This is a genomic window from Jannaschia marina, assembly GCF_013404595.1.
Classification (GTDB): domain Bacteria; phylum Pseudomonadota; class Alphaproteobacteria; order Rhodobacterales; family Rhodobacteraceae; genus Jannaschia; species Jannaschia marina.
Genome location: NZ_JABVAX010000001.1, coordinates 268,548 through 294,474, shown reverse-complemented (window position 1 = coordinate 294,474; position 25,927 = coordinate 268,548). Strand labels below are relative to the sequence as shown.

25 protein-coding genes are annotated in these 25,927 nt (G+C 67.4%); 11 read left to right on the top strand and 14 right to left on the bottom strand.

Annotation, left to right across the window (positions count from 1 at the left end; genetic code table 11):
• Positions 1-57 precede the first annotated feature (57 nt).
• The 4 genes from HSX43_RS01515 (at position 58) to HSX43_RS01500 (ending at position 4,278) form a co-directional block, all read left to right on the top strand.
• A complete protein-coding gene (locus tag HSX43_RS01515; RefSeq protein WP_179378313.1) occupies positions 58-867 on the top strand; it encodes a division plane positioning ATPase MipZ in 810 nt (269 codons plus the stop codon).
• Between the two features lie 202 nt (positions 868-1,069).
• Positions 1,070-2,053 carry an ABC transporter substrate-binding protein gene (locus HSX43_RS01510; protein WP_179378312.1) on the top strand — a complete coding sequence of 328 codons (984 nt, stop codon included), beginning with the start codon at positions 1,070-1,072 and terminating at the stop codon, positions 2,051-2,053.
• Positions 2,054-2,155: 102 nt separating this feature from the next.
• Complete coding sequence (locus HSX43_RS01505) at positions 2,156-3,214, top strand: ABC transporter permease (RefSeq protein WP_179378311.1); 1,059 nt, start codon at positions 2,156-2,158, stop codon at positions 3,212-3,214.
• The gene (locus HSX43_RS01500; protein WP_179378310.1) at positions 3,214-4,278 is read left to right on the top strand and encodes a quaternary amine ABC transporter ATP-binding protein; all 1,065 of its coding nucleotides are present in this window, start codon (positions 3,214-3,216) and stop codon (positions 4,276-4,278) included. The genes HSX43_RS01505 and HSX43_RS01500 overlap by 1 nt, the downstream gene beginning before the upstream one ends.
• Before the next feature lie 50 nt (positions 4,279-4,328).
• On the opposite strand, the gene HSX43_RS01495 is transcribed toward HSX43_RS01500, so the two are convergent.
• The 10 genes from HSX43_RS01495 to HSX43_RS01450 form a co-directional block, all read right to left on the bottom strand.
• Positions 4,329-5,342 (bottom strand): cytochrome d ubiquinol oxidase subunit II, encoded by a 1,014-nt coding sequence (locus HSX43_RS01495; protein ID WP_179378309.1) that lies wholly within the window; start codon positions 5,340-5,342, stop codon positions 4,329-4,331.
• Positions 5,343-5,347: 5 nt separating this feature from the next.
• On the bottom strand, positions 5,348-6,781 hold the full coding sequence (locus HSX43_RS01490) for a cytochrome ubiquinol oxidase subunit I (protein WP_235962443.1): 1,434 nt from the start codon (positions 6,779-6,781) through the stop codon (positions 5,348-5,350).
• Positions 6,778-7,314, bottom strand: a complete 537-nt coding sequence (locus tag HSX43_RS01485; RefSeq protein WP_235962442.1) for a GbsR/MarR family transcriptional regulator — start codon at positions 7,312-7,314, stop codon at positions 6,778-6,780. Before HSX43_RS01485 ends, HSX43_RS01490 begins: the two co-directional genes overlap by 4 nt.
• 84 nt (positions 7,315-7,398) lie before the next feature.
• The gene (locus HSX43_RS01480) at positions 7,399-8,187 is read right to left on the bottom strand and encodes an amino acid ABC transporter permease (RefSeq protein WP_179378307.1); all 789 of its coding nucleotides are present in this window, start codon (positions 8,185-8,187) and stop codon (positions 7,399-7,401) included.
• Between the two features lie 45 nt (positions 8,188-8,232).
• The gene (locus tag HSX43_RS01475; RefSeq protein WP_179378306.1) at positions 8,233-9,021 is read right to left on the bottom strand and encodes a transporter substrate-binding domain-containing protein; all 789 of its coding nucleotides are present in this window, start codon (positions 9,019-9,021) and stop codon (positions 8,233-8,235) included.
• 63 nt (positions 9,022-9,084) lie between these two features.
• A complete protein-coding gene (locus tag HSX43_RS01470; protein ID WP_179378305.1) occupies positions 9,085-10,140 on the bottom strand; it encodes a HesA/MoeB/ThiF family protein in 1,056 nt (351 codons plus the stop codon).
• Positions 10,137-10,604 (bottom strand): dUTP diphosphatase, encoded by a 468-nt coding sequence (dut, locus tag HSX43_RS01465; RefSeq protein ID WP_179378304.1) that lies wholly within the window; start codon positions 10,602-10,604, stop codon positions 10,137-10,139. The genes HSX43_RS01470 and dut overlap by 4 nt, the downstream gene beginning before the upstream one ends.
• Positions 10,601-11,794: a bifunctional phosphopantothenoylcysteine decarboxylase/phosphopantothenate--cysteine ligase CoaBC gene (gene coaBC, locus HSX43_RS01460; protein WP_179378303.1), complete on the bottom strand. Its 1,194-nt coding sequence runs from the start codon at positions 11,792-11,794 to the stop codon at positions 10,601-10,603. Before coaBC ends, dut begins: the two co-directional genes overlap by 4 nt.
• 37 nt (positions 11,795-11,831) lie before the next feature.
• On the bottom strand, positions 11,832-12,560 hold the full coding sequence (locus HSX43_RS01455; protein WP_328794928.1) for a ChaN family lipoprotein: 729 nt from the start codon (positions 12,558-12,560) through the stop codon (positions 11,832-11,834).
• Positions 12,557-13,435, bottom strand: coding sequence for an RNA polymerase factor sigma-32 (locus HSX43_RS01450; RefSeq protein WP_179378302.1), 879 nt, complete (start codon positions 13,433-13,435; stop codon positions 12,557-12,559). Before HSX43_RS01450 ends, HSX43_RS01455 begins: the two co-directional genes overlap by 4 nt.
• Before the next feature lie 99 nt (positions 13,436-13,534).
• On the opposite strand from HSX43_RS01450, the gene cobU reads away from it, so the two are divergent.
• The 4 genes from cobU to HSX43_RS01430 are packed head-to-tail and all read left to right on the top strand — an operon-like array spanning position 13,535 to position 16,910.
• A complete protein-coding gene (gene cobU, locus HSX43_RS01445) occupies positions 13,535-14,050 on the top strand; it encodes a bifunctional adenosylcobinamide kinase/adenosylcobinamide-phosphate guanylyltransferase (RefSeq protein ID WP_235962441.1) in 516 nt (171 codons plus the stop codon).
• Complete coding sequence (locus HSX43_RS01440) at positions 14,047-14,604, top strand: histidine phosphatase family protein (RefSeq protein ID WP_179378300.1); 558 nt, start codon at positions 14,047-14,049, stop codon at positions 14,602-14,604. Before cobU ends, HSX43_RS01440 begins: the two co-directional genes overlap by 4 nt.
• Before the next feature lie 58 nt (positions 14,605-14,662).
• Complete coding sequence (locus HSX43_RS01435) at positions 14,663-15,343, top strand: glutathione S-transferase (protein ID WP_179378299.1); 681 nt, start codon at positions 14,663-14,665, stop codon at positions 15,341-15,343.
• Between the two features lie 58 nt (positions 15,344-15,401).
• The gene (locus HSX43_RS01430) at positions 15,402-16,910 is read left to right on the top strand and encodes a YifB family Mg chelatase-like AAA ATPase (RefSeq protein WP_179378298.1); all 1,509 of its coding nucleotides are present in this window, start codon (positions 15,402-15,404) and stop codon (positions 16,908-16,910) included.
• Between the two features lie 3 nt (positions 16,911-16,913).
• Here HSX43_RS01430 and gshB read toward each other — a convergent pair whose 3' ends face one another.
• From gshB to rsmI, 3 genes are all read right to left on the bottom strand, one after another.
• Positions 16,914-17,867 carry a glutathione synthase gene (gene gshB / locus HSX43_RS01425; RefSeq protein WP_179378297.1) on the bottom strand — a complete coding sequence of 318 codons (954 nt, stop codon included), beginning with the start codon at positions 17,865-17,867 and terminating at the stop codon, positions 16,914-16,916.
• Positions 17,868-17,972: 105 nt separating this feature from the next.
• A complete protein-coding gene (locus HSX43_RS01420) occupies positions 17,973-18,326 on the bottom strand; it encodes a YraN family protein (RefSeq protein ID WP_179378296.1) in 354 nt (117 codons plus the stop codon).
• Complete coding sequence (rsmI, locus tag HSX43_RS01415) at positions 18,323-19,192, bottom strand: 16S rRNA (cytidine(1402)-2'-O)-methyltransferase (protein ID WP_179378295.1); 870 nt, start codon at positions 19,190-19,192, stop codon at positions 18,323-18,325. The genes HSX43_RS01420 and rsmI overlap by 4 nt, the downstream gene beginning before the upstream one ends.
• Before the next feature lie 116 nt (positions 19,193-19,308).
• Between rsmI and HSX43_RS01410 the strand changes: the two genes are divergently transcribed.
• The 3 genes from HSX43_RS01410 (at position 19,309) to murJ (ending at position 25,074) form a co-directional block, all read left to right on the top strand.
• Positions 19,309-20,514, top strand: coding sequence for a penicillin-binding protein activator (locus tag HSX43_RS01410; protein ID WP_179378294.1), 1,206 nt, complete (start codon positions 19,309-19,311; stop codon positions 20,512-20,514).
• On the top strand, positions 20,480-23,305 hold the full coding sequence (locus HSX43_RS01405) for a [protein-PII] uridylyltransferase (RefSeq protein ID WP_179378736.1): 2,826 nt from the start codon (positions 20,480-20,482) through the stop codon (positions 23,303-23,305). Before HSX43_RS01410 ends, HSX43_RS01405 begins: the two co-directional genes overlap by 35 nt.
• A gap of 188 nt (positions 23,306-23,493) precedes the next feature.
• Positions 23,494-25,074 carry a murein biosynthesis integral membrane protein MurJ gene (gene murJ / locus HSX43_RS01400; RefSeq protein WP_179378293.1) on the top strand — a complete coding sequence of 527 codons (1,581 nt, stop codon included), beginning with the start codon at positions 23,494-23,496 and terminating at the stop codon, positions 25,072-25,074.
• On the opposite strand, the gene HSX43_RS01395 is transcribed toward murJ, so the two are convergent.
• Positions 25,065-25,757: a rhomboid family intramembrane serine protease gene (locus tag HSX43_RS01395; protein ID WP_328794925.1), complete on the bottom strand. Its 693-nt coding sequence runs from the start codon at positions 25,755-25,757 to the stop codon at positions 25,065-25,067. The two genes, murJ and HSX43_RS01395, sit on opposite strands and share 10 nt — an antisense overlap.
• Positions 25,758-25,927 lie beyond the last annotated feature (170 nt).

Sequence of the window (25,927 nt, the reverse complement as noted above, 5' to 3'; positions counted from 1 at the left end):
CCATCGCCGGCGGCAGTCCCTATGGTCCCACCCCAGATATAGGGGGTATCGGGGCAGATGGCGCATATCATCGTCTTCGGGAACGAGAAGGGCGGCTCCGGCAAGTCGACGACCTGCATGCACACCGCGACTGCGCTCGTACGCAGCGGGCAGCGGGTCGGCGTGTTGGATCTGGACCTGCGACAGCGGACCTTCACCCGCTACCTCGAGAACCGGATCGACTATGGCAACCGCCACGGAGTCGAGTTGCCCACGCCCGAGGTCATGGGTCTGCCGAAGGTCGACCGCAGCGAGTTGGCCGAGGGCGAGAACCCCTTCGACAAGTCGCTCTCGCGCGCCGTCGCCGCGCTCGAGGAGAAGGTCGACTTCATCGTCATCGACTGCCCCGGCAGCCACACGCGGCTGAGCCAGGTGGCGCACAGCCTGGCCGACACGCTGGTCACGCCCTTGAACGACAGTTTCGTCGATTTCGACCTGCTGGCCCGCATCGACCCGGATTCGGGCAAGATCCTCGGGCCTTCGGTCTATTCCGAGATGGTCTGGCATGCGCGGCAGTTGCGGGCCAAGGCGGGGCTGAAGCCGATCGACTGGATCGTGCTGCGCAACCGCCTCGGCGCGCAGGAGATGCACAACAAACGTAAGATGGGTCAGGCGCTGGAGGATCTGTCGAAGCGGATCGGCTTCCGCGTGGCCCCCGGCTTTACCGAGCGCGTCATCTTCCGGGAACTCTTCCCCCGCGGGATGACCCTCCTCGACCTGAAGGACATCGGCATCGCCAACCTCAACCTGTCGAACATCGCCGCACGACAGGAAGTGCGCGACCTTATCCGGTCGCTCAACCTTCCGTCGATCGAGGTCGCGATCTAGGCGTCCGCAGGGCCGCATGGCCCCTTTGCGACAGGGTCGTGTCGCCTTCGGACTATCCGGTTGACCTCCGTCCGCTGTATTGCAACCTTTGATCCAAACCCGATCAACGAAAACTCGGGTTTGCATTGTGCCGCCAGAACAGGCGGCCGCGCCGATCGGGAGGTCGGCGTCAATCAAAGGTCCACACAGGGAGACGTGGAACATGAAAAAACTTCTTATTTCGACGGCATTTGCCGCGACCGCCGCGACCGGGTTCGCAGGGGCCGCGATGGCCGATGGCCATGCCGCCTGCGGCGAGGTGTCGATCACCGAGATGAACTGGGCGTCGGCCGCGGTCGTGACCAAGGTGTCGCAGTTCCTGATGACGCAAGGGTATGGCTGCGACGTGACGGTGGTGCCGTCCTCGACCACGCCGTCGCTCGCGTCGGTCTCCGAGACCGGCAAGCCCGACATCGTGACCGAGCTCTGGATCAACGGCACGCCCGCCTACCAGAAGCTCTCGGAAGAGGGGAAGATCGTCACCCTGACCGACGTCCTGTCCGACGGCGGCATCGAAGGTTGGTGGATCCCGAAGTACGTTGTCGACGAGCATCCCGAGCTGGCAACGCTCGAAGGCCTGCTGGCGAATCCCGACCTCGTCGGCGGCCGCTTCCACCAGTGCCCAGAGGGTTGGGGCTGCAAGAACGTGAACCGGGCGCTGGCCGATGCGGTCGACCTTGAGGGCAACGGCTTCGAGGTGTTCCAGCACGGCTCCGGCGAGACGATGGCCACCTCCATCGCGGCCGCCTTCGAGGCGGAAGAGCCGTGGCTCGGCTACTACTGGGCCCCGACGAGCGTTCTCGGCAAGTACGAGATGGTTTCGGTCGACCTCGGCGAGTACAACGAGGAAATCCACCTCTGCAACGCCGACCCGGATTGCGAGGAAGTGGGCGTGTCGTCCTACCCGGTCGGCCCCGTCAAGACGGTCGTGACCGCCGACTTCCAAGAGCGTCAGCCCGCCATCGCCGAGCTGATGACCAACGTCAGCTTCACCAACGCGCAGATGGGCGAGGTGCTGGCCTGGCAGGAGGAGAACAACGCCTCCGGTGACGAGGCCGCGGTCTACTTCCTGACGAACTATCAGGACGTCTGGCAGGAGTGGGTCAGCGACGAAGCGCGCGAGAAGCTCGCCGCACTTCTTCAGTAACCAGAATACGCAAGGCGGGCCCTCCGGGGCCCGCCTTCGCATCCGGGGGTCGAGAAGCAGGCCAACCTGACGCCCCCAAGAAAAAGAACGACGGGGAGTTCCATGGCGACATACGATGGATTGATCGAGGCTCTGGGCCTCGGGGACTGGTGCGGCGGGGGCAAGACGGACGGCCCCATGACCATGGCGGAGCTGATGGCCCGCGCCAACAACGGCGGCGGTGCCGCGGCTGCCGAGGGGGCATCGGGCCCCAGCACACCGCTGATGCAGACGCCCTTCCCCTCGCTCGACGCGCTCAACAAGTCCTGCGCCGCGATCCCGCGGTCGCGCGACATGACCGAGGCGGTGGAGCAGGGTTTCCTCAACATCAAGGATCCGCTCAAGGTCGTCCTCGACCCGGTCACGCAGCCGCTGTCGTGGATGCTCGACTGGGCCCTCGTGGGCTTTCAGGCGGTGCCGTGGTTCATCATGATCCCGGCCCTGATCGCGATCACGTGGTTCGCCACCAAGAAGCTCGGCGTCACCGCCCTCGTGGCCTTCTCCTTCATCTTCATGGCGTTCATCGACTACTACGACGACGCCATCAAGACGCTCTCGATCATCTTCGTCTGCACCGTGATCGCCGTTCTTCTCGGCGTCCCGATCGGGATCGCCATGTCGCGCTCGAACGTGTTGCAGCGGATGATCATCCCCATCCTCGACATGCTTCAGACGCTGCCGACCTTCGTTTACCTCGTCCCGCTGATCTTCCTGTTCTCGGTGACCGAGTCGAAGCTTTATGGGATCGCGATTATCCTCTACGCCATCGTGCCGGTGATCCGCCTCACGGACCTCGGTATCCGGCTCGTCGACAAGGACGTGATCGAGGCGGCCGACGCCTTCGGCATGTCCTCGCGCCAGAAGCTCTGGGGTGTCCAGGTGCCGCTCGCGCTTCCGAACATCATGGCCGGCATCAACCAGACCATCATGATGTCGCTCGCCATGGTCGTGATCGCCTCGCTGGTCTCGGCACCGGGGCTCGGCGTGAAGGTGCTCGCCGGCATCCGGAACCTCGAACTGGGCGTGGGCCTGGTCGCGGGGTTCTGCATCGTCCTTCTCGCGGTCCTGCTCGACCGCTCCACCAAGGCCGCCCTTGGCCGTATCGACACGAGTGCGCGCTGATGAGTAACGAGGTCAAAGTTTCGATCCGCAACCTCTACAAGATCTTCGGTCCGAACCCGAAGGCGATGATGCAGCATGTCCGCGACGGGATGGGCAAGCCGGAGCTTCTGGAGCAGTACAACCATGTGCTCGGCCTGCAGGACATCAACGTCGACATCCGGCAAGGCGAGATCACGGTCATCATGGGTCTGTCCGGCTCAGGGAAGTCGACGTTGATCCGGCACCTGAACCGTCTGATCGACCCGACGGCCGGCGAGGTGATCGTCAACGGCGAGGATGTGCTGGCCTACGGGCAAGCGAAGCTCGCCAAGCTGCGTCAGAACACTATGTCGATGGTGTTCCAGAAGTTCGCGCTCTTCCCGCATCAGACGGTGCTGTCGAACGCGGGCATGTCCCGCCGGGTGCGCGGCGAGTCCGGCGACATCGCCGACACCGAGGGGCAGAAATGGCTCGATCGCGTGGGTCTCTCCGGCTACGGCGGTCATTATCCGGGTCAGCTCTCGGGCGGGATGCAGCAGCGGGTGGGCATCGCCCGTGCGCTTGCCTCCGACTCGGAAATCATGCTGATGGACGAGGCCTTCTCAGCCCTCGATCCGCTCATCCGGACCGACATGCAGGACCTGCTGCTGGAACTGCAGCGGGAGCTGCACAAGACGATCGTCTTCATCACCCACGACCTCGACGAGGCGCTGAAACTGGCCGACCACCTCGTCATCCTGAAGGACGGTGCCGTCGTGCAGCAGGGGGAGCCGCAGGAGATCCTGCTGCATCCGAACGACGACTACATCATCGACTTCATCTCCGACATCAATCGGGCGCGCGTGCTGCGGGTCCGCTCGATCATGGAGAAGACCGACCACGCCGGTGAAGGCGTGGTGGGCGAGGTGAGCCCGAACCAGAACCTCGAGTCGGTCATCGCGATTTCGGGCGGCGACACGAACTTGCACTACCGCGTCATGGAGGACGGCAAGCAGATCGGTCTTCTGCACATGCGCGATCTGGTGAAGGCCCTCGTGCCCGTCGAAGCGGCCGACCCGGCCCGCCGCGCGGCCTCTGCCGCCTGAGCATCGCACCAGAAGGCAAAAGGCCCGGTCATGCGACCGGGCCTTTTCGTTCAATCGTAGCGCAACGCCTTCGTCTTGCCGCGAAAGACCCAATACGCCAGCGCCGTATAGCCAAGGATCGTGGGCACGACGAAACAGGCCCCGATCAGAATGATGAACAGGCTCTCGGGCGCGGAGGCCGCCTCGTAGATCGTGAGCTGCTCGGGCACCACGAAGGGGTAGAAGCTGTAGGCCAGCCCGAGGAACGCCAGCGTGAAGAGCCCTAGAGCCGTTACGAAGGGCACCCAGGCCCAGCGGTCGCCATCGCCCGGCAGATGCCGGAAGGACCGCCAGAGCAGCCAGAGCCCGAGGAGCGACAGGATCGGCAGCGGCGAAAGGTAGAGCATCGACGGAAAGGAAAACCACTTGTCCCAGATCCGCGGGCTGACGAGTGGCGTGGCAAGCGAGATCGCCCCGATCCCGATCACGAGGCCCCAGATACATTCCTTCGCCCAGCGGATCGCGCGAAGTTGAAGATCGCCCTCCGACTTGAGGATGAGCCACGTCGCCCCGATGAAGGCATAGCCCACCGTCAGGGCCAGCGCACAGAGCGCCGCGAAGAGGAAGGTGCCGGCCGTGAACTGCAGGCCCATCACATAGAGCCCAAGCATGAAGCCCTGGCTCAGCGTCGCAAGGAGCGAGCCGGCAAAGAACATCCAATTCCAGAACTCTTTGTACTTCGCCCGCGCCTTGACGCGGAATTCGAAGCTGACCCCTCGCAGGATGAGCCCGATCAGCAGGAAGAACACCGGCAGATAGAGCGTCGAGAGGATCAGCCCGTGGGCCGCGGGGAAGGCCACGAGAAGGAGGCCGATGGCAAGCACGAGCCAGGTCTCGTTGGCATCCCAGAAAGGCCCGATGGAGGCGACCATCATGTCCTTCTCCGCATCGCTCGCGAAGGGTGTCAGGATACCGACCCCAAGGTCGTATCCGTCGAGAACGACGTAGAGCAGGATCGACACGCCCATGAGCGCGGCGAAGACGAATGGCAGCCAGATGGTATCGGCGTATCCGAAGAGTTCCATGCGCCCTACTCCGCCGGGACCGCGCCGCCGCGGTCCTCCCGTGCGATAACGTCCACGACCGCTTCACCGGACGCGGGCGTCAGGCTTTCGAGTGCATCGTCATGCCGCGCCTTCACGGCCAGGTAGACGATCACGCCACAGTAGGCCAAGAGCAGCGCCGCATAGATCGCGAGATAGCCAAGGAGCGTCGAGAGAACCATCGGCGCGGGCACATCGGCCACGGCCATCTCGGTCGTCATCACGCCCTGCACGAGCCAGGGCTGCCGCCCGATCTCGGTCGTGTACCAGCCGGCGAGCGTCGCCACCCAGCCCGAGAGGGCCATAGGCACCAGCGCCCAGAGAAGCGGTTTCGGCAACCGCCGGATCGCAAACCGGCGCCCGTCGTCCGCGCGTCTCCACAGGAAGACGAGCGACCCCCAGCTCAAGAGGAGCATCGCCATGCCCGTCGCGACCATCACGCGGAACGACCAGAAGACTTTGGCTACCGGCGGGTGTTCGATCGTGCCGTCCTCGGCCACGAAGTCGTTGAGCCCAGGCACGACACCATCGGGCGAATGCTTCAGGATGATCGAGGCCATGTTCGGCACCTCGATCGCGTAGTCGTTCGTCCGCGTCTCCTCGTTCGGCATCCCGAAGAGGACGAGCGGCACGTTGGACCGCGTCTCCCAGTTGCCTTCCATCGCCGCGACCTTCGCCGGCTGATGCTCGAGCGTGTTGAGACCATGCATGTCGCCCGCGAAGATCTGCACGGGGATGAGCAGAGCCGCGAACGTCAGACCGACGCGGATCTGGCTGCGCACCGTCTCCTTGCGGTCGCCGAGGATGTAGCGGAAGGCCGCGATCCCTGCGATCAGGAAGGCAACCGTGAGCCCCGAGGCCAGAAGCATGTGCACGAGACGGTAGGGCATCGACGGGTTGAAGACGATCTCCCACCAGCTCGTCGCATGGGCCACGCCGTCGATCATCTCGAACCCCTGCGGCGTGTGCATCCAGGAGTTCAGCACTATGATCCAGAAGGTCGACATCGTCGTTCCGAAGGCCACGAGGAAGGTCGCAAGCGTATGCAGCCACGACGGCACGCGGCTGAAGCCGAAGAGCATGATGCCGATGAAGACCGCTTCGAGGAAGAAAGCCGTCATCACCTCATAGGCGAGGAGCGGACCGGCGATGTTGCCCACCGTCTCCATGAAGCCCGGCCAGTTGGTGCCGAATTGGAACGACATGGTGATGCCCGAAACGACGCCCATCGCGAACGACAGCGCGAAGACCTTCACCCAGAAGCGATAGGCCTCCATCCACTTGAGGTCGCCCGTCCACTGAAAGCGCAGCTTGAAGAACAGAAGGAACCACCCGAGCGCGATCGTGATCGTCGGAAAGAGGATGTGGAAGGAAATGTTGGCCGCGAACTGGATGCGGCTCAGGATAAGGGTGTCCATCATTTGGCTGCTCTCCGAAACGGGTTGAGGCGGGGCGCTTTCTCCAGCATCCCGCCAAGTTTGCGACCCATGGTCATCAGTTGAACCAACCGTTCAGTCTCCAGCCGGTTCATCTCGTCATGAAACTGGGTCATCATCTCGATCATTTCGCGCAGTTCGGCGATGCGGGCCTCGGCATAGGCGTCGCCCTGCGGCCCGGCGAGCTCCAGCTCGCGCAGCTTGGTCAGCGTCGGGTCCACTTCCCGCTTGCGCCGCTCGGCGACGAGGGTGCGCACGATCTCCCAGAGATCGTCCGGCGTCGTGAAATAGTCGCGCCGATCGCCCGGAATATGGCGCAAGCGCACAAGGTTCCAGGCCTGAAGCTCCTTCAATCCCATCGACGTATTCGACCGGCTGACGCGCAGCTTGTCGGTGATGGTCTCGGCGTTGAGCGGATCCTCGGACAGGAACAGAAGGGCATAGATCTGCCCCACGGTGCGGTTCATGCCCCACCGGCTGCCCATTTCTCCAAAATGCAGGATGAAGTCCTGCTGCAAGGGTGTCAGTGTCATATCTATCATTTCAGAAATTTCTGAAATCGATGTATCACATGAGATACGGCAAGAAAGGGGGTGCGACAATTATCCCCGGTCGCGCCGACGTTCGAGTGCCCGTTCCATCCGGCGCAGCCCGAGCGACAGCAGGACGGTCATCGTCAGGTAGAGGAGCGCGACGACGTTGTAGGTCTCGAAATAGCGGAAGTTGCCCGCAGCCGTCAGCTTGCCGAGTTGCGCGATGTCGAGCACACCCACGACCGACACCAGGGAGCTGTCTTTCACCATGGCGATGAAATCGTTGCCGAGCGGCGGCAGGATCGTCCGGATCGCCTGTGGCAGGACGATGAAGCGGAATACGTGCCTCCGCTTCAAGCCCAGCGCCTTGGCCGCCTCGATCTGCCCCGTGTCGACCGATTGCAGGCCGGCGCGGAACACTTCTGCGATGAAGGACGAATAGGCGATGACGAGCGCCAGCACGGCCCGCCACAAAAGCGGGAAATCGCGGGTCCGTGCCTCCGGCAGGCCCACCCAGTTCCAGAGCGCGATGAGCGCCGGAGCCAGGACGAAAGCAACGTAGAGCAGCAGAACGAGGATCGGTATGCCGCGGATGATCTCGATGTAGAACCGCGCGATCTGACGGGCGAGAACGGAGCGCGATAGCGACATCAGGGCGAGCCCGAGCCCCACGAGGGAGGCCGCGGCGAAGCCGGTCACCGTCACGAGGATCGTGATCCAGACCCCGCGTCTCAGCGTGACCAGAACCTGACGCGCGCCGTCATCGAGCAGGATGACCGCGTAGGCCGTCCCCAGGAGGACGGCCAGGGCCAGCAGCCACCACGGAAACTCGCGGTCGGGTTTGGACGGCGCGGACAAAAGCCTTCTAGGAAGGCTTTTCCGAAGGGTTTTGTCCCAAAACCCTTAGCCGCCCAGCTTGTAGTCGAGGAACCACTTCTTGTTCAGCGCGTCGATGGTGCCGTCGTCCTTCATGTCGGCAATGGCCGCGTTCATCGCCGCCACCAGTTCATCCGACCCTTTCGGGAAGATGAAGCCGAAATCCTCCGTGCCGAGCGTCTCGCCCACGATCTTGAGCGCCCCGTCGGAGGCCTCGACGTAGCCGTTGCCCGCCGTCCCGTCGGTCAGCACGAGATCCACGTCGCCGGCGCGCAGGGCCTGGACGCCCGCGCCGAAGGTCTCGAAGAGCTTGATGCGCGGGTTCGCCTCGTTCCCGTCGAGCACATCGTAGACGCCCACGTAGAACGGCGTCGTGCCCGGCTGCGCGGCCATCAACAGATCTTCGGCGGCGGCGAAGCCGGCAGCATCCGAGAACCGGTCCTCGTCGCCGCGCACCATCATCACCATCTCCGAGCGCATGTAGGGGTCGGAGAAATCCACCGCCTCCTTCCGGTCGTCGCGAATGGTGATGCCGGTCATGCCCATGTCCATCTGGCCTTCGGAGACGGCCGGGATCATCGCGTCCCAGCTGATCTTGACGTAGTCGGGCGTGATATTGATGCGATCGGCGATCTCGGCCATCGCATCGTATTCCCAGCCGATGGCCTCGCCGCTCGCCGGATCCTTGAACTGGAGCGGGGGATAGGCGTCTTCGGTGGCGATGCTGACGGTCTGACCGCCGAGATCCGGCAGGTGGCCGTCGGCAAGGGCGGGGGTGACGAGAACGAGGGCTGCGAGAACGGCAAGGGCTTTCATCGGGGCGATCCTCCGGGGTTGGGACCGGGCCATGATGCAGGCCCCGCCGCCCCGCGCAAGGGTTCAGGCGAGACCGCAGGTCGGGCAGTCCGGGCGGCGCGCGATCCGAATGCGCCGCGCATCGGCGTCGAGGCCGTCCCAGAGGAGCATCGTGCCGCGCAATCCCGTGCCCGCACCGGTGATCTCCTTGATCGTTTCCAGCGCCATGATCGCACCCACGACGCCGGGCAAGGCCCCGATCACCCCCGCCTCGGCGCAGGAGGGGGCAAGGCCCGCCGCCGGAGCCTCGGGGAAGAGGCAGGTCAGGCAAGGGGCACCGCGCGCCGGATCATAGAGCGTAACCTGCCCCTCCCATTGGGTGATCGCCCCGGCGATCAGGGGGGTGCCCGTGGCCACCGCGGCGGCATTCACGATCTGTCGCGTCTCGAAACTGTCGGAGCCGTCGACGATAAGATCATAGTCCGCGAAGAGCTCTGGCGCGATCGCCTCCGTCAGGCGGCGATGGTAGGGGCGCAGGGTGACATGTGGATTGATCGCACGCACCCCGGCTTCGGCCGAGAAGACCTTGGGCTGACCGCTGCGGGCGTCGGTATGGACGATCTGGCGCTGAAGGTTCGACAGGCTGACCGTATCGTCGTCGATCACGCCGATCGTGCCAACCCCGGCCGCCCCGAGATAGAGCAGCACCGGCGCGCCGAGCCCGCCTGCCCCCACGACCAGAACGCGGGCATCCTTCAGCCGCTTCTGCCCGGGCCCGCCGACCTCGCGCAGGACGATGTGGCGCGCGTAACGTTCCAGCTCCACGTCCGAGAAAGGGCCCTCCGGCGTGGCAGGCGTCTCCGCCGCGCGCGCGGCCTCGACGGCCTGCGCCCGGGCCCGCACCTTTCCGAGCACCTGACGATAGGCGAGGATCGCAGCCACCATGCCCCCGAAGACGAGCCATTGCCCGGGCGAGCCGCCGAGGCTCTCGCGCAGCGGGTGGCCGTCCGGCAGGGCGAACTGCACGAAGAGCACGGCGACGTAGAGCAGCGCGAGCATCAGGAATCGCGCCTGCGTCGGGGTCTTCATCACCACACCCAGCCCCCAGATCGCGGCAGCCAGGATCAGGACGATCATCATGGCCGCCGGCTCCCGACGCCGGTGGAGCCGAAGCCGCCGGCCCCGCGCTCGCTGTGCGCAAGCGCCTCGACGATGCGGTAGCGGGCCTGAACCACGGGCGCGACCACGGCCTGGGCGATGCGCATCCCGTGGGTGATCTCGAAGGGTTCCTGCCCGAGGTTCAGGAGGATCACGCCGAGCGGCCCGCGATAGTCGCTGTCGATGGTGCCGGGCGCGTTGGCGAGCGTGATCCCGTGCTTCAGGGCGAGGCCCGAGCGCGGGCGGATCTGCATCTCGTACCCCTTCGGGATCGCCACCGAGAGTCCGGTGCCGACCAGCACCCGCGCCCCGGGGGCGAGCGTCACGACCTCGCCGCCGGTGTCGGCGTAGAGGTCGGCCCCCGCCGCGCCCAGCGTCTCGTAGGACGGGAGCGGCAGGTCGGGGTCCGCACCTTCCAGCCGGACGACCTCGATCTCGACGCTCATGCCAGTGCCTCCGCGATCCGCTCGGCCAGTCTGCGCGCGGTCTCGGCCTTCGACAGACGGGGCCAGTCCTCGGCCCCCTCGGCAGTGATGAGCGTCACGGCGTTCTCCTGCCCTCCCATGATGCCGGTGTCCGGGGAGACATCGTTCGCGACGATCCAGTCGCACCCCTTGCGCGCGCGCTTGGCCGTCGCATGGGCGGTCACGTCGTCGGTCTCGGCAGCGAAGCCCACGACGAGATGCGGTCGCCGGTCGCCCTGCGAAACCATGGCGAGGATGTCCGGATTCTCGGCGAACTCGAGCGCCGGGGCGTTTCCGCTTCCGTCCTTCTTCATCTTCGAGCCGCTCGCATTCGCGACCCGCCAGTCGGCGACGGCGGCGGCCATCACCGCCGCATCCGCCGGAAGCGCGGCCTCGACCGCATCGCGCATCTGCCCGGCCGTCTCGACCGCGACGACCTCCACGCCCTCGGGCGGGGGCACCTCGGCCGGCCCGGTCACGAAGGTCACGCGCGCGCCGAGATCGCGGAGCGCTGCGGCGACCGCGGTGCCCTGCGCCCCGGAAGACCGGTTCGCGATGTAGCGGACGGGGTCGATCGGCTCATGGGTGGGGCCGGACGTGACGAGGATATGCCGCCCCTTGAGCGGCCCATCGGCGAAATGCGCCTCCACCGCGGCAAGGATATCGGGCACCTCCGACAGGCGGCCGGGCCCGAATTCGCCGCAGGCCATGGCCCCGTCGACAGGCCCGACGACCTTGATGCCGTCGCCGCGCAGGGTGGCGAGGTTGCGCTGCGTGGCCGGATGCTCCCACATGCGGACGTTCATCGCCGGGACGATCATCACCGGAGTGTCCGTCGCCAGCAGGAGCGTGGTGGCGAGATCGTCGGCTTGTCCCTGTGCCATACGGGCCATGAGGTTCGCCGTCGCCGGACAGACGAGCACGAGGTCCGACGCGCGACTGAGCTCGATATGTCCCATCTCGGCCTCGTCCGTCAGGTCGAACAGATCGCGGTAGACCTTGCTCGCCGCGAGGGCGGAGACTGAGAGCGGGGTAACGAACTGCTCCGCGGCCGGTGTCAGGACGGGCGTGACCCGGGCCCCCCGTTCGCGCAGGCGGCGCATCAGCTCGAGCGACCGGAACGCCGCGATACCGCCGCCGATGATGAGAAGGATGGTCTTGTCCGTCAGCATGGGCCCTCCGTCCCTCACTCCTAGGGCAGGCCCGGGCCTAGCGGAAGGCCGCGCAGGGATCCGGCCGCTCGGGGGCCTCCGCCTGCACCACCGCATCGCCCGGCAGCGTCGCGCCGCCCTCCCCCTGGATCAGGGAGAAGACACGCAGCTCGGGCCGGACCCGGGCGATGGAGGCGGGCACACTCCAGTCGGTGCGCGCATGTCCGTTCCCGGTGATGAGGACGACGGGGCCGCCGTGGGCATCGAAGGCCGCGATCGTGCGGGACGCAAAGAGCGCGTCTGCCGCCCTCTGCCGGACAACGAAATCAGGCAGCATCCGTTCGGGCAGGGCCCCGCAATGTGCCTCCGCCTGCAACGCTTCTCGGGCGGTCTGTTCCTCCGCCGGGAGCGGCTCTTCGAGGCCATAGGCCGATAGATCGCCCGGTGCGCCCGCCGCGCCGAGGATGACCGCATCGCTCGCCGCCATGATCGGCGCGTAGAACGCGATATCGGGCCAGCCGCTCTCCTCCCAATCGAGGATCCGTCCAAGTACATGCGCATCGCGTGGTGTTTCGGGGGTGATGCGGTCGGCCTGCTCGTCGGTCAGCTGCTCGAAGACCACGGCGGTCGGATCGAGTTCCGCGACCAGTCGCGTCTGCGTCGCATGGTGCGCCGGATTGTCGTGGATTTCGCCAAGTACGTAGATGTCGGCCGGAGGCAGCGTCTGCGCTCCGGCCGGGAAGGACAGGCAGCACGCGGCCGCCAAAACTCGAATCGAAATCTTCACGCGAGGAAGCCAAGAACCTCCTTGCTCTCGGCTTCAAGCGATTTCCGCATCTTGGCGAAGGCCGCGGCCTCCAGCTGACGAACGCGTTCCTTGGACAGCTTCAACTCGTTTCCGAGCGACTCGAGCGTGCGGGGGTCTTCCCGAAGCTTGCGCTCGCGCACGATGAACCGCTCCCGCTCGTTGAGAGCCGACAGCGCCATCAGGAGCCACTCGCGCAGCATGGCGTTGTCGTGCTTGAGTTCGACGGTCTCCTCGGCCTGCGCGCTCTCATCCTCAAGGGCGTCGATCCACTCGCGCCCCTCGTCTTCGGAAGATTGCGTGGCGTTCAGGCTGAAATCCGAGCCGCCGAGGCGGCCCTCCATCATCTCCACGTCGCGCAGGGGCACGCCGACCTCGGTCGCGATCTTCTCGCGCATCTCCTGCCGGTCAAGGACGACGCCGGCGGAGGCGGCCTCCCGCTCGAGACGGGCCTGGACACGACGCAGGTTGAAGAAGAGCGACTTCTGGCTGCTGGTCGAGCCGGTGCGCACCATCGACCAGTTGCGCATCACGTAGTCCTGGATCGAAGCCTTGATCCACCAGACAGCGTAGGTCGAGAAGCGGACGCCGCGATCGGGGTCGAATTTCTCGGCGGCCTTCATGAGCCCAAGCCCAGCCTCCTGGATCAGGTCGTTCATCGGCGCACCGTAGCGGCGGAATTTCGACGCCATGGAGATGGCGAGCCGCATGTACGCGTTGATGAGGCGGTGCAGGCTGGCCTCGCAGCGCTCGTCGCGCCATGCGTAGGCCAGTTTCAGTTCGGTTTCGGCATCGAGAAGCTCGGCCTTCATGGCGCGACGGGACAAGGACGTATCGCTGTTGAAATCCAGTGCCATTTCAGTCTCCCTAGGCTGCAGTCCAAGGGGCCGTTTCGTCGGCCTTCTGAATACAACTACGGGGATACTACCCGGCCGGATCACCGAGAGTTCCCTAATATGTCAGAAATCTCAGACATCACCCTTGTTCTGGGACATACCGCATCCGGTAAGTCGTTGTGGGCCGAGGAAGAAATCGCCCTCATGCGCGGCCGGAAAAAATATGTGGCAACGTCACGCCTACTCGACAGCGAGATGCACAAGAAAGCGGCGCTCCATGCCGCGCGGCGCGGTGACGACTGGCGGGTGCACGAGGAGTCCGTGGACCTCGCCGCGGTCTGCGCCACTTTCGGCACCGGCGACGCCGTGCTCGTGGACTGCGCGACCATGTGGCTCACGAACCTGATGATGGACGACGTCGATTGGGAGCCGCGGGCCGAGGCATGGCTCGCGGCCATGCACGCCTCTACGGCGCGCTTCGTGGTCGTCTCCAACGATGTGGGCGGCGGCGTTACGCCCGACAATACCATGGCCCGGCGCTTCCAGCGGATGCAGGGTGCGCTCAACCAACGCCTTGCGGCCGCGGCCGACCGTGTCTTCCTCGTGACGGCCGGATTGCCGCTCAGGCTGAAGTGACGCGGCTCTGGCTCATCCGGCACGGGCCGACCCATGCGAAGCGGATGGTCGGCTGGACGGATCTGCCCGCCGATCTCTCGGATCGGGCGGCGCTGGCGCGGCTCGACGCGACGCTGCCAAACGCGCCGATCGTCAGCAGCGACCTGCGCCGGGCCGTCGCAACGGCCGATGCGGTCCAGAGCACCCGCCGGCGCCTGCCACACAGACGCGACCTGCGGGAGTTCCACTACGGCGACTGGGAGGATCAGGCCTTCGACTCCATCGACAGTCCGGCGCTGCGCTTCTACTTCGACGCACCGGGGGCGCAGCGCGCCCCGAACGGCGAAAGCTGGGACGACGTCGACGCCCGGGTTCAGGCCGCCATCGCCCGGCTTGCGCGGGGGCCGGACCTGATCGTCGTGGCACATATGGGCGTGATCCTGACCCTTTGGGCAAGGGCGACGGGCCTTCCGCCCTTCGACGCGCTCGCGCAGAAGATCGACAACCTGAGCCTGACGCGAATCGACCTGACGGCAAACGGCCCGACGGCAATCTTCGCCAATCGCGTCCCGTGATGTGGCGGATCAGCATTCGTCGTTGGGCGCGGGACATCGACGCTGCTACGGCTACGCCATGAGTTACGAGCTTCTGATCGGCGACCGATCCTATTCCTCCTGGAGCCTGCGTGGCTGGCTCCTCTTCGCGGCCTTCGACCTTCCCGTCCGGGTCGTAGTGAACGAGATGTACCGCGACAGCTTTCGCGCGACGCTCGACGACTGGGCCCCCGCCCGGACCGTCCCCGTCGCCCGCGCCGGGGACGGCGCGCTCTGGTCCGACAGCCTCGCCATCGCCGAAGGCCTGGCCGAGCGCCACCCGGACATCGCCTTCTGGCCGAAAGATCCGGCGGCCCGCGCCCTGGCCCGCTCAATCACGGCCGAAATGCACTCGGGCCACACGGCCCTGCGCAGCGCCTGCCCGATGAACCTCCGCGTCAAATGGGAGGGGTTTGCCCCCGACGACGCTGTCCTCGCCGACCTCGCCCGGATCGAGACGCTCTGGGCTGCAGCCCGACGCTTGGCCGGTGACGGGCCGTGGCTCTTCGGGGCCTACACGGTCGCCGACGCCTTCTACGCGCCCGTCGCCATGCGCATCGCGGGCTATGGCCTATCCGTCGGAGCCGGGGCACAACGCTACGTCGAGGCCCATCTGGCCCACGCGCCGCTGCGTGCATGGCGGGCGGAGGGCGAAGCCCGCGACCGGACGCTCGAAGTCTACGACATGGGCCTGCCGACGGCCCCCTTCCCGATGTCCTGACGCGTTAACCCTTCCGCAACTCCCGGCCGGTTAACCAACACGGGTCAGGGAGATACCCATGCTCGCACGCACCACGACCGTCGCCTTCGAAGGCCTCGACGCCCGCCCGGTCGACGTGCAATGCGCGGTCACGCCCGGCCTGCCCGGCTTCGCCGTCGTCGGCCTGCCCGACAAGGCCGTCTCCGAGGCGAAGGATCGCATACGCACGGCGCTGGCCGAGCTCGGCATCGCGCTGCCGTCGAAGAAGCTGACGGTGAACCTCTCGCCCGCCGATCTGCCGAAGGAGGGCGCGCATTTCGACCTACCCATCGCGCTCTCGCTTCTCGCCGCGCTCGAAATCGTGCCGCCCGAACGCGTGGCCGGCGCGCTCGGCATCGGGGAGATGTCGCTCGACGGCGCGCTCGTCCCCGTGACGGGGGCGCTGCCCGCGGCAGTCACTGCCGCGCAACTCGACGCGGAACTGCTCTGCCCAGAGGGGTGCGGCCCCGAGGCGGCCTGGGTCGGCGACGCGACCGTCACCGGCGCGACCTCGCTCAAGGCGCTGATGGACCATCTGACCGGCGCGGCCCCGCTCGCCCCCGCCCGCGCGGGGCGGATCGCGGCGGAGGGCAGCGGCCTCTGCCTGCGCGACGTGCGGGGCCAGGCGCGCGCCAAGCGGGCGCTCGAGATCGCGGCCGCCGGGCGCCATCACGTTTTCATGGTCGGCCCACCCGGCGCGGGCAAATCCATGCTGGCCGCGCGACTCCCGGGTCTGCTGCCGCCGCTCACCCCGCACGAGTCGCTCGAAACCTCGATGATCCATTCGCTCGCCGGCACGCTCGACACGAGCGGGATCCTCCATCGCCGCCCCTTTCAGGAGCCGCATCACACGGCCTCCGTCGCCGCCATCGCCGGGGGCGGCAAGCGTGCCGGGCCGGGGCAGATCAGTCTCGCCCACCACGGCGTGCTTTTCATGGACGAATTCCCGGAATTTCCCCGCGCGGTGCTCGAAACCCTGCGCCAGCCGATCGAGACCGGGGAGGTCACGATTGCCCGCGCCAACGCGCATGTCCGCTACCCCTGCCGGTTCCTCTTGGTGGCAGCCGCCAACCCCTGCCGCTGCGGGATGCTCTTCGATCCCGAGAAGGCCTGCACCCGCGCGCCGGGCTGCGGCGCGGACTACATGGGCAAGATCTCGGGGCCGCTGATGGACCGCTTCGACCTGCGTCTCGAGGTGCCGGCCGTCGAAGTCTCCGACCTCTCGCGCGCGCCCACGGGCGAGACCTCCGAGACGGTCGCCGCCCGCGTCGCCGCGGCGCGGGACGTGCAGGCGCGGCGCTACGCCGCGCGCCCGGACGTCACGGTCAACGCCGATGTGGCCGGAGATCACCTGATGGAAATCGCCACGCCCGATGCCGAAGGGCGCGATATCCTGATGCGCGCGGTGGAGCGGTTCGGCCTGTCGGCGCGCGGCTACCACCGCATCCTCAAGGTCGCACGCACCATCGCCGACCTTGATGCGAGCGAGGAGGTACGGCGTCCGCATGTCGCCGAGGCATTGTCCTATCGGCTGGTCGCGGCGACCTGAGCGTCAGGCGCGCTGGCGCTCGATAGCCTCCCAGATGAGGGCGCTGGCGTTGGTGCCGTCGAAGGCCTCCAGCTCCTGCAGGCCGGTGGGTGACGTCAGGTTGATCTCGGTCAGCCAATCGCCGATCACGTCGATGCCGACGAAGATCTGCCCTGCGTCTCGCAGACGCGGACCGATCGTCGCGCAGATCTCGCGGTCGCGGTCCGTCAGCGCAACCTTCTCGGGCCGGCCACCGACGTGCATGTTCGACCGCGTCTCGCCCTCGGCCGGCACGCGGTTGATCGCGCCGACCGGCTCCCCATCTACGAGGATCACACGCTTGTCGCCCTTGGAGACCGCCGGCAGGAACTTCTGCATGATGAGCGGCTCGCGGTTGATCGCGCTGAAGAGCTCGTGCAGCGAATTGAGATTGCGATCGTCCCGAGTCAGGCGGAAGACACCGGCCCCGCCATTGCCGTAGAGCGGCTTCAGGATCACGTCGCCATGGCGGGCCTTGAAGGCCTTGAGCGTCTCCAGGTCTCGGGCAATGGCGGTCGGCGGCGTCAGATCGGCGAAATCCAGCACCATGAGCTTCTCGGGCCACGCGCGCACCCAGCTCGGGTCGTTGACGACGAGCGTGTCGGGATGCACCCGGTCGAGAAGATGCGTGGTGGTGATGTAGCCCATGTCGAAGGGCGGATCCTGGCGCAGCCAGACGACATCGAGGTCGGCGAGATCGTAGTCCTGATACGCGCCGAGGGTGACGTGGTTGCCGGGCTCATGGCGTAGTTCCATCGAGCGGCCCCGGGCCGTGACGCGCCCCTCGACGTAGGCGAGTTTGTCGGGCGTCCAGTAGATCAGAGAGTGGCCGCGCCTCTGCGCTTCGAGCGCGATGCGGAAGGTGCTGTCGGCCCGGATGTCGACGCCCTCCATCGGGTCCATCTGAAAGCCGACGGTCAGCGGTCTGGTCTGGGGCATGGCGGTATCCTGGGCAATCTGTCCGCCCTAGATGCCCGAGCCCCGTCCCGGAGACAATGTGCGCCCGCGCAGGGTGAGCACAGGGGTCGGACCCGGGCAGGGTCCTCAGGCCGCCAGCGCGTTCTCGATGATTTCGATCCGGCCCGTGCCGTCCACGAGCGCGATATCGAAACGGACCAGGCTCAACTGCCCGTCGGGCAGCCCGGCCATGTATTCGCGCGCGCAATCGAAAAGACGCGCGATCTGCCGATCGCTCACACGGGTCGCCGCCGCGGCATGGCTCTCGCTCTGCTTGACCTCGATGAAGACGGTTTCCGCACCCGTCTGGGCGATCACGTCGATCTCGCCGCCGCGACCGCGCCAGCGCTGCGCGACCACCTGATGACCGGTTCGCTTGTAGAGGCGCGCGACGCTCGCTTCGGCCGAGAGGCCCGCATGATAGGATGTCGTTCCGCTCAATCGTCGCTCCCGTCGTCGTCCGCCCGGATCCGCAGGGCCATCTGATAGGCAACGTTACGCGCAACCCCCAGGTTTTCGGAAACGTCTTTTGCCGCGGATTTTACCGAACTGCCCGCCAGGGCGTCCCGCAGCGCCGCCTCGATCTGTCTGTCGTCGACGGCGCGTTCGGCCGGCCGGTCGATCAGCACGACGATCTCGCCCTTCGGGGCCTGATCGCCATAGCTGTCGGACAGGTCCGCGAGCAGACCGCGCCGCACCTCCTCGAAGCGCTTCGTCAGCTCGCGGCAGACAGCGGCCTCCCGATTTCCGAGAACGGCCGCGGCATCCGCGAGCATCGCGGCGAGGCGCTTGGGCGACTCGTAGAAGACGAGCGTGCCCGGCACCCGTTCCAGCGCCGCGAGCGCCGCGCGCCGCGCCGCCCGCTTCGGAGGCAGAAAGCCGTTGAAGAAGAAGCGGTCCGTCGGCAGCCCCCCCACGCAGAGCGCGGCGAGCACGGCACTGGCCCCCGGGGCCGCGCGCACGGGCACGCCGAGCGCATGGGCCTCGACACCGAGCTGGAAGCCCGGGTCCGCGACGAGAGGCGTGCCGGCCTCCGACGCATAGGCCACCGACCGGCCCTCCCGCAGCGCGGCCAGAAGCCGCGGTCGTGTCTTCGCCCCGTTGTGGTCGTGGTAGGCCACGAGCGGCCGGTCGCCGAGCGCGACCCCGTGGATCTCCATCAGCCGTCTTAGCGCGCGCGTGTCCTCGGCGGCGAGCACGTCGGCCCCCGCGAGCAGATCGAGGGCGCGCAGGGTGATGTCGCGGGCCGCGCCGATGGGCACCGCGACCAGGTGCAGCCCCGCCTCGATCCTGCCGATCTCCGCCATTTCGCATCTCCTCGGGTTCCGGCGTTTACTCCCCGGGAGCGCCGCTTTATCCGTTTGGGCATCACGAGGCCGTGTTCGGCCGACCCGGGGGAGATCGCCTGATGACATGTAACCGCATGACCGACCTGTTCGTCTCATTCGCGCGGGGAGCGCGCAAGGCCGCGCATCGCCTGCGCACCGTTGCCGTCGCCACCGTGGCCGGCGCGGCGCTCGCGGCCTGTAACGTCGCAGTGCCGAGCCTCGGTGGCGGGTCCGGCGGCGACGGCGTGTCGGGCGACGGCCCCACGAAGGTCGCGCTGCTGCTGCCCTACGAGTCGAGCCGATCGACGGACGCGGGCGTCGCGCGCAGTCTCGAGAACGCGGCGCGGCTCGCCGCGTCGGACCTCGGCGAGGGGGTCGTCTCGATCACCGTCTACCCGACGCAGGGCACGCCGGCCGGGGCCGGGGCCGCCGCCGGCCGCGCCGTCGGCGAGGGCGCGCAGGTCATCCTCGGGCCACTCTATGCCGACAACGCGGCGGCGGCGGGCGTGGCCGCGGCGCGGTCGGGCGTGCCGGTCCTGAGCTTCTCCAACAACACCTCAATCGCCGGCGGCAACGTCTGGGTCATCGGCAACACCTTCGAGAACACCGCGCGCCGGGTGCTGTCCTATGCGGCGGCCCAGGGCCGCAACCGCGTCCTCGTCACCCATGCGAACAACGCGAACGGTCAGATCGCGAATTCGGCCGTCGTGGCCGCGGCCCAGGGAACGCGCGCGCAGATCACCGGATCGGTTCCCTACGAGCTGAGCCAGCAGGGCATCCAGTCGGCCGTTCCCGGCATCGCCGCCCGCGCGCGGGAGACCAATTCGAACGCCGTCTTCCTGACGGGCAACACCTCGGGCGACCTGCCGGTGATCTCGCAACTCCTGTCGGAAGCCGGGATCGGGGGCGAGGAGTTCCGCTTCCTCGGGCTCAGCCGCTGGGACATCCCGGCCGAGGCGCTGCAACTGCCCGGGCTGCAGGGCGGCTATTTCGCACTGCCGGATCCGGCCCCGCTTTCGCAGTTCCGCACCCGCTACAGCGCCGCCTACAGCGGCCAGCCGCACCCGATCGCGAACCTGGCCTACGACGGGATGGCGGCGATCGGCGCGATCTCGCGCCGGGGGGCGACGGTCGGGCGCGGCTCGCTGACATCGAACGCTGGATTCGCCGGCACGGGCGGGGTATTCCGCCTGCGCGGCGACGGCACCATCGACCGGGCGCTGGCCGTCGCACAGATCGTCAACCGTCAGATACAGGTGGTCAGCCCTGCCCCCAAGAGCTTCGGCGGCGCCGGCTCGTAAGCCCCCGGCCCCGGCCTTCACCCACGAGGATCTGCCCGCCGCCCGCGGCGCGCCCCTGATCGTCGACCCCGCCGCCGTTTTCGATGCGGCGGCGGTCCTCGACGGGCTGTGGGGCGACCTTCGGGCCTGCGGCCCCGATCCGATGGAGATCCGGCGGGCGACGGTCCGCGCCCTTTCGGCCGCGCAGGCCGACGGGCGCGCCGCCATCCGACGCGGGTTCGAGGCCGATCCCACGCGGGCGCGCCGTGTCACGCACTCCTACGCGCATCTGACCGACCGGATCGTCCAGGCGGCCTGGCTCGTGGCGACGCGCGTGCTGCACCCCTGCCCGGTCCCGACCGAGGGCGAGCGCTTCGCGATCCTGGGTGTCGGTGGCTACGGCCGGGGCGAGATGGCCCCCCACTCCGACGTCGATCTGCTGTTCCTGACCCCCTACAAGGTGACGCCCTGGGTCGAGAGCGTCGTGGAGTCGATGCTCTACATCCTGTGGGATCTGAAACTGAAGGTCGGCCATTCCACCCGCACGGTGAAGGACTGCATCCGCCTCGGCGGCGAGGACTACACGATCCGCACGTCCCTGCTCGAACGGCGGCTGATCTGCGGGGATGACGCGCTGGCCGAAACGCTGGAGTCCCGGCTCTGGTCCGATCTCTTCGGGACGACGGCGGCGGATTTCATCGAGGCGAAGCTCGGGGAACGCTCGGAGCGCCACCGCAAGCAGGGTGGGCAACGCTATATCCTGGAGCCCAACGTCAAGGAGGCCAAGGGCGGCCTGCGCGATCTGCAGGCGCTCTACTGGATCACCAAGTACCGCTACCACGTCGAAGATGCCGCCGCCCTTGTCGGCCTGGGCGTCTTCACAGCCGACGAATTCGATGCCTTCGAGGCGGCGGAACGCTTCCTCTGGTGCGTACGCTGCCACCTGCACCTGATCGCGAACCGGGCAGCCGACGTGCTGTCGTTCGACATGCAGGTCGAGGTGGCGGCGGCCATGGGCTACCGTGATCACGCGGGCCGGCGCGCGGTCGAGCACTTCATGCAGGACTACTTCCGCCACGCCACCCGCGTCGGTGAATTGACGCGGATCCTGCTCGTCGCGCTCGAGGCGGACAACATCAAGCAGGAGCCGAAGCTGATCGGCTTCTTCAAGCGCCGCCGCCGGGTGAAGGCCCCCTACGTCGAGCGGCAGGGCCGACTCGACGTGAAGGACGAGGCGGCGTTCCTCGGGACGCCGCTCAACATGCTGGGCATCTTCGAGGAGGCGTTGCGCACGGGCCTTCTGCTGCATCCTCATGCGATGCGGCTGATCGCGGCGAACCGGCATCTGATCGACCGTGAATTCCGCGAGACGCCCGAGGCGGCGCGGCTGTTCCTCGGCCTTCTCCTCAAGCACGGCAACCCGGAACGTGCGCTGCGGCGGATGAACGAGCTAGAGATCCTGTCGGCCTTCATCCCCGAGTTCGCGCCGATCGTCGCGATGATGCAGTTCAATATGTATCATTCCTACACGGTCGACGAACACACCATTCAGGTCATCTCGCACCTCGCCCAGATCGAGCGGGAGGAGCTGCAGGAGTCGCTGCCGCTCTGCTCGGAGATCCTGAAGAAGGGGGTGAACCGGCGCATCCTCTACGTCGCGCTCCTGCTGCACGACATCGGCAAGGGCCGGCCCGAGGATCATTCCGTCCTGGGTGCGCGGATCGCGCGGACGGTCGCGCCCCGGCTCGGGCTGAAGGCGAAGGAGGCCGAGGCGGTCGAATGGCTCGTTCGCCATCACCTTCTGATGTCGGACATGGCGCAGAAGCGCGACATCGCCGACCCGCGCACGATCCGCGACTTCGCCAAGGCGGTGAAGACACGCGAGCGGCTGGATCTGCTGACCGTCGTGACCGTCTGCGACATCCGCGGGGTGGGTCCGAACGTCTGGAACAACTGGAAGGCGCAGATGATCCGGGCGCTGCACCGCGCCACCGCCGCCGCGCTCGAAAACGGGCTGGAGGACGTCAACCGCGAGACCCGCGACAAGCGCGCCAAGCAGCTCTTCCGGGAAGCCCTGCCCGAGTGGTCGGAAGGGGCGCTGCGTGCCGAGATCGGGCGTCACTACGGCCCCTATTGGCAGGGCATCCCGACGGCGGCGCAGATCCGCTTTGCCGAGATGCTGCACGATCTGCCCGACGGAGACGTGCGCGTCGATCTCGAGGCTGACGAGGACCGCGACGCCACCCGCGCGCTCATGGCCTGCCATGACCATCCGGGCATCTTTTCCCGGCTGGCCGGCGCGCTTTCGCTCGCCGGGGCGAATATCGTGGACGCGCGCACCTATACGTCGAAGGACGGCTTCGCGACGTCGGCCTTCTGGCTGCAGGACGCGGAGGGCCACCCCTACGAGCCGTCGCGCCTGCCGCGCCTGCGGGGCATGATCGAGAAGATCCTCCGCGGCGAGGTCGCAACCCGCCGCGCGCTCGAAGGCCGCGAGATCAAGAAGCGCGAGCGCAAGTTCCAGGTGCCGACCAACATCAGCTTCGACAACGAGGGGTCGGACATCTACACGATCATCGAGGTCGACACCCGCGACCGCCCGGGCCTGCTCTACGATCTGACGCAGGTTCTGGCGCAGTCGAACATCTACATCAGCCAGGCCGTCATCGCGACCTATGGCGCGCAGGTCGTCGACAGCTTCTACGTGAAGGATCTCTTCGGCCTGAAGATCTGGTCGAAGGCCAAGCAGGACGCCCTGGCCGAGAAACTGCGCGGCGCGGTCAGCCGGGCGGCGGAGCGCGCGGGGGCGTAAAATGGTGTCGGCTGGGCGGCTCTAAGGCCACGCACCGAGCGCTGTGCCATGGTGGAGCCGTTCTCACGTCGGCATCGCTTCGACCGACGGTCCGATCTGCGGGCCACGTCTTTCCTGCACACGCCCGCCCTATACAGCCCGCGCGGCGACGTTATACCGGGCGCGACCATCCGCAGGAGACCGCATCCATGGCCCCTCGCCTCGTCAAAGGCTTCGTCACCGTCGGGGGCTGGACGCTTCTGAGCCGCGTTCTGGGCTTCGTGCGCGACATCCTGATCGCGCGGTTCCTCGGCACCGGGCTCGCCGCCGAAGCCTTCTTCGTAGCCTTCAGCCTGCCCAACATGTTCCGCCGCTTCTTCGCGGAGGGCGCGTTCAACATGGCGTTCGTGCCGCTCTACGCCAAGAAGCTCGAAACCGAGGGCGAAGAGGCAGATGCCTTCGCGCGGGATGCCGTGGCGGCGATGGTGCTGATCCTGACGCTCTTCACGGTCGCAGGTGTCGTCTTCATGCCTGCGCTCGTCTTTGCGATGGCCTCTGGCTTCGCCGAGGATGCACGCTTCTCGCTCGCGGTCGCCTATGGCCGCATCGCCTTTCCTTATATCCTGCTGATCTCGCTCGCCGCGCTCGTCTCGGGTGTGCTCAATTCCAACAACCGGTTCCTCGCCGCCGCCGCCGCGCCGGCGCTTCTCAACATCGTCTTCATCTCGGCAATGGGACTCGTCTGGTTCTTCCCCGGGCTTTTTCCCTGGGCCGTGCCCTCGACGGAGCTGATCTACGGGCGCGTGCTGGCCTGGGCCGTGCCGATCGGCGGGATCGCGCAGCTTGCGCTCGTCTGGTGGGCGGCCGCACGGGCGGGGCACCGGCTCTGGCCGCGCCGCCTGCCCCGGATCACGCCCGACCTGCGCCGGCTTGCCGTCATCGCCGCGCCCGCCGCGCTGGCCGGGGGTGTGGTGCAGGTGAACCTCCTCGTCGGCCGTCAGATCGCGAGCCTGGGCGAGCCCGGCGCGATCGCCTGGCTGTCCTATGCCGACCGGCTCTATCAACTGCCGCTCGGCGTGGTGGGCATCGCCATCGGCGTCGTACTCCTGCCTGACCTCGCGCGCAGGGTGCGCAACGGCGAGGACGAGGGCCAGCAGGTGGCCTACTCGCGCGCCTTCGAATTCTCGTGGCTCCTGACCGTGCCCTCGGCCATCGCGCTCCTCGTCGTACCCACCCCGCTCGTGTCGGTCCTCTTCGAGCGCGGAGCCTTCACGACCGACGACACCTCCGCCACCGCCGTAGCGCTGATGATCTACGCGCTCGGGCTTCCCGCCTTCGTGCTCCAGAAGGTGCTGCAGCCGCTCTATTTCGCGCGCGAGGACACGCGGCGGCCGCTCCGTTTCGCCGTCGCCTCGCTTCTCATCAACGCAACCGTCGCGATCGGGCTCTCGCCGCTCATCGGCTGGCCCGCCGTCGCCTTCGGCACGACGATCGCGGCCTGGGGCATGGTGCTGCTTCTGTTGCGCGGGGCGCGGGAGATGGGTGTGGCCGCGCGGCTCGACACCCGGGCGCGGACGCGGGCCTGGCGCATCCCGCTGGCGGCCGCGTTGATGGGCGGGGTGCTCTTCGTCCTGAACCTTGCACTTGGGCCAATGTTCAATAGTTCCTGGCGGGCGATGGCCCTCCTCATCCTGGTGAGCACGGGCATTCTCTCGTACTTCGGCTTCGCCCAGATGGTCGGCGCGATGCGGATGGCCGAGTTGCGTGGCGCGCTTCGCCGTCAGCGCTGACGCAGCCGGTCCCGCAACCGCGCGAGCGTTCCGGGAAAGAGAAGCACCGCAAGCCCGTAGCCCGTCGCCGCGCCGCCGAGGTCCGCGCCCCAGTCGGGAAGCCATCCGAACCCCTGCAGCGTGAGGAGGCCGAAGACAGGCTGGATCGCGAGCAGAAAGCCGATCAGCAGGAACGCCTTCTCGGGGTCCGCCCGGGTGAGACCCCGCTGGGTGAGGTAGGTGAAGGCCCCGATCAGCCCGTAGGCCGGCGGGAAACCCCCGAAGAGCGGGCGCGGCGCGTCGAAGACGACAAGGAAGGCCAGCGCCCCGCCGACGGCCGATCCGAAGAAGATCAGCAGAAGGCGCGGGCCGGGGTAGACCGGCGCGATGGCATTGCCGAGCGCAAGCACGAAGACGACGACGAAGGCCGCATGGGTGAAGCTCCCGTGGAGGAAGGGATAGGCCAGAATGCGCGCAAGCTGCTCCGGTGGGACGCGACCGTTCGCAAGCATCCACTCCCAGACCGGCTCGGCGACCGACCAGCGTTCGAGCGCCCCAAGCCGCCAGCCGACGGCCTCGCGCCCCCCGATCAACCCGGCCGCACCCGCCTGAAACAGAAGCTCTATTCCGGCGATCACGACCGCCAGGGCGACGACGACAGGCGGCAGGACGTGGAAGGGGCTTTGCTGACGCGGGTCCATCATGGCGGGCCTCGTTGACGGGGTCTGCCCTGCTGGCTAAAGCGTTTCGCGCAAAACCTGAACAGGTTTGTGTGACAACGCCGGCGCAACGCTCTGAGGTTTTGCGCGTTTTCCGGTCAGCGCCTTTGACAGGCTGACCGCGAACGCTTTCGGCGATGGCACGATCCGAGACC